General features: G+C 63.0%; 1 pseudogene. It reads right to left on the bottom strand.

Annotated elements, in window-relative coordinates:
- A pseudogene (locus J5M56_RS24880) lies at positions 1-478 on the bottom strand (MFS transporter); the annotation flags it as partial.

The following is a 478-nucleotide window of genomic DNA, read 5'->3' as shown; positions in this document are numbered from 1 at the left end:
GCAAACTCTGCCGGTCTGCGGACGCAGACTGAGCAGCAGCGCAGCAACGGCCAGCACGATCAACACAACGCCGTAGCCATCGGTGGTCGTCAGCAGTCCTAAGTTGCGCGCCAGATACCCGGCCAGCAACGCCGGCAAACAGAACGCCAGATAACTGAGCACGTAGTACGCCGACATCAACCCGGCTCGTTCATGCGGCAAGGCCAGCGGCACCAGGCTGCGCACCGCTCCGAGAAAGCCCGAACCAAAGCCGCAACCGGCGACCAGTGTGCTGAAGAAAAACAACGACAGACTGGCGCCATGCACGCCGAGCAGAATCAGCACTAGCCCAACCGGCAGCAAGCTCGCACCCAGCCGCAACGCCTGAGCGGCCGGACGATTGCGCATCATGAAAATCATCAACGCACCGGTCACGGTGAGCGCCGCGACCGTAGCGCCGCCGATCAGATTGGAGGTAGAACCAGTGGCCGTGCGCACC

The sequence above is a fragment of the Pseudomonas sp. 51_B genome (genome assembly GCF_017491595.1).
GTDB lineage: Bacteria > Pseudomonadota > Gammaproteobacteria > Pseudomonadales > Pseudomonadaceae > Aquipseudomonas > Aquipseudomonas promysalinigenes.
The sequence above is the reverse complement of the archived record's forward strand: the minus strand, read 5'-3'. Positions and strand labels throughout refer to the sequence as shown.